This is a genomic window from Caulobacter sp. UNC279MFTsu5.1 (genome assembly GCF_900114015.1).
Lineage (GTDB): Bacteria > Pseudomonadota > Alphaproteobacteria > Caulobacterales > Caulobacteraceae > Caulobacter.
In genome coordinates this window covers 1-2,694 of sequence record NZ_FORN01000094.1, presented here as the reverse complement: position 1 = coordinate 2,694, position 2,694 = coordinate 1, and the positions used below count along the sequence as shown (strand labels likewise).

Sequence of the window (2,694 nt, the reverse complement as noted above, 5' to 3'; positions counted from 1 at the left end):
GGGGCCGGGACGGCGGTCGCCACCAACACCTATGATGAGTACGGCATTCCCGCCGCCGGCAACCTTGGCCGCTTCCAATACACCGGCCAGATCTGGCTGCCGGAGGCGGGGCTGTACCACTACAAGGCCCGGGCCTATTCTCCGACCCTGGGGCGGTTTCTCCAGACTGACCCCATCGGATATGGCGATGGGCTCAACTGGTATGCCTATGTGGGAAATGACCCGCTGAATAGGGTGGATCCGACGGGTCTGTTCGGTAACGACACCTCGATGTGCAACAGCGACTTCAACGTCACGGGCTGCTCGACGATCATCGGCGGTGGCGATGAAGGCGGTGGCGGCGGGCCTGGTAAGGCCGCAGAGCAACGGCCCGGCATTGGCCACAACAATCCGCCACAAGAACCGACAGCTGAGCAAGAAATAGAAGGTGTCTTCAAAGCTTGGCGCTTCCTTGGGCCTGCCGCTCTAGCCTTGCCGCTTTCTGGTGACACCCCAAAGCAAACTTCTGCTCAACTAGACGCGGAAGTTGCCGGAACTATACGACAGGCACTTAAGGGAGAGCTTGGTCGGAACACGCAGTTATCGGGAGCCTTCAGCCTCGCCCATGCTCGCGGTATTGGGGCAGGTTTTGTCGGTCCAGGTGCTCGTGTGATGAAAGGTGGAAAAGGTTTGGAAAGTGCAGACGGCCTACGCGTATTTAGATATCCGACGGCTAAGTCATACGCATCAAACCCGCATGTTTTGGTCGGAAACATGGAGGCTAGGCTTGCCCGAGATCTACCGTTCTACGTGAATGTTCACGTTTATGTATGGGTGCCGTAATGACTCCAGAGCTGAAGGATATTTCGTCGGTTGATTGGGATGGCAGTACGGAGATCCCGATTGGAAGCTGCATCTGGTTCCATTTAGAGATCGGTGAAGCTGAGCGGCCTGGAGCGGATCTTTTTCAGATCGGCGTGTGTGACCGAGCGTGGAGGGATGCAAACGTCCAGGATAGGTCCAAGGAATTCTTCCTTGGTGACGTTCATTTCGCAAGCGAGGCGATCCTGCTGCTAGAAACGATTGACTTGGATCGTATCAAGCGTGCGGTGGCTTCAATATTGAGGAACTTGGGACCCTTTGACGATTGGCGTGAGTTCGGAAAAGCGATGAAGGGGGTCGCGATCTGGGAATTTGAGGGAATGTAGCGCCTCAGCTTCTCCGTTCAGCCAGTGCTCTTGAGCGCTTGTCCTGGCGCGCAAGATTTCGCTTCAAGTCGACGTGCCGAAAACCGCTTCTAGGGCGAAGATCGGTTTTTGCCGGCACCGCCGTCAAACCGCGCGCCGCAAGCCCAAGCCGCGCCTAGGAAAATCGGCCGCTGTACGACCAGGGCGCGTCAGGGGGATCAGTCTCTCCAAACCGACCCCATCGGCTACAAGGATGGGCTGAACTGGTACGCCTACGTCGATAACGACCCGCTGAATCGGGCCGATCCTACGGGGCTGACGGCCGACGATGAGTTGGCTGCCAAGAAGCCGCGCCGTGAAAACCCGGCAACGACGCGACGCCGTTGGGAAAGGGCGACGGGACAGACGTGGCCAAAAGACCCCAAAACTGGACGAAATCAGGATGTCTCTCACGGGGTTCCGATTAGCGAGGGAGGCTCTAATGAGCCTGACAACGTTGAGCCAAAACCTCACGACGAACATGTCGATGAGCATACCCAGGTTATGGGTTTAACGCCTTGCAGTTGTACGAAAGCTCTGCCTTCCTTTGGCTGTTTATAGCGCGTTCGAGGACGTCTGGTCGTCCTGCAAGCTGGGAGGCAGTGTGGAGGGGCTGGACTCTGAATACGACATTGATGCGGTCCGCCGCGCCGGCGAGGTGATCGGTGGCGATCTAAGTTGGACGGCGGAAAACCAACCCCGCATTCGCGAAGCCTTCAGCGTCGCTAACCAGTGGCGGGACTCTCACGCGCACCCAATGCGCAGCCTGCACCAATCTCTTCGCGCGCACATCCGCAACACCGAGCTGGAGGGTTTTACTGCGGCGAGACTGAAGCGGATGAACGCCATCAGGGGAAAGCTCCGGCGCATGAGCGTCCGCAAAAATCCGCTCGGCCTCGAGTCCTTTCAGGACCTCGGTGGCTGCCGCGCGATAATGGGTTCAATGAAGGACGCGCAGGCGCTGATCAGCGCGATGCGCGAGCGCTGTCGTCATGTGATTTGGGCGGAGGACGATTACATCCACGCCGCGCGCCCCACCGGCTACCGCTCTCATCATCTCAAGTTCGAGTATCGGGGGGGCGGCGAGAAGAAGGGGTACGACGGACGACGCGTCGAGGTTCAGATCCGCACGAACCTTCAACACTCGTGGGCGACGGCAGTCGAAGCGATTGGCATGTTCCGAAATGAGGAGTTGAAGTCCGCCAAGGGCAGCTATGAGTGGCTGCGGCTCACGGCGTCGGCTGGTGACACGAGGTTCTAGAGGGCCATGGCGTAGGCGTAGTTCTCAGTTCCTACCGCTTCAGCGCACCTATGTCAGGAGTTTCCTGGGGCTTCCCAGAGGTGCCGATTGTTTCCCGCAGGCGCCGAAAGCGGACGTCACCAAGGGCGGGGAAGGGTGGATGTCGGACATCGCGTGGCATAGGTGCTAACCAAAGCTGGGACGCACCGACCGGAGTTATGATCTTGAGAGCCCTTGGCATAGCCTTGG

The 2,694-nt window shown here is 58.7% G+C and carries 4 protein-coding genes; all 4 read left to right on the top strand.

What is annotated here, in order from left to right; genetic code table 11:
- Positions 1–822: RHS repeat-associated core domain-containing protein (locus BM066_RS27230; protein ID WP_255367728.1), on the top strand; the 822-nt coding region annotated here is incomplete at its 5' end.
- A complete protein-coding gene (locus BM066_RS25650; protein WP_018061519.1) occupies positions 822–1,187 on the top strand; it encodes an Imm8 family immunity protein in 366 nt (121 codons plus the stop codon). The genes BM066_RS27230 and BM066_RS25650, both read left to right, overlap by 1 nt.
- Before the next feature lie 108 nt (positions 1,188–1,295).
- Complete coding sequence (locus BM066_RS27445) at positions 1,296–1,766, top strand: RHS repeat-associated core domain-containing protein (RefSeq protein ID WP_143093826.1); 471 nt, start codon at positions 1,296–1,298, stop codon at positions 1,764–1,766.
- Positions 1,767–1,809: 43 nt separating this feature from the next.
- Positions 1,810–2,466 carry a nucleotidyltransferase family protein gene (locus tag BM066_RS25645; RefSeq protein WP_143093825.1) on the top strand — a complete coding sequence of 219 codons (657 nt, stop codon included), beginning with the start codon at positions 1,810–1,812 and terminating at the stop codon, positions 2,464–2,466.
- Positions 2,467–2,694: the final 228 nt, after the last annotated feature.

Excerpts from the sequence above, each read along its gene's own strand:
- BM066_RS25650 (WP_018061519.1), top strand. The coding sequence starts at position 822 with ATGACTCCAGAGCTGAAGGATATTTCGTCGGTTGATTGGGATGGCAGT.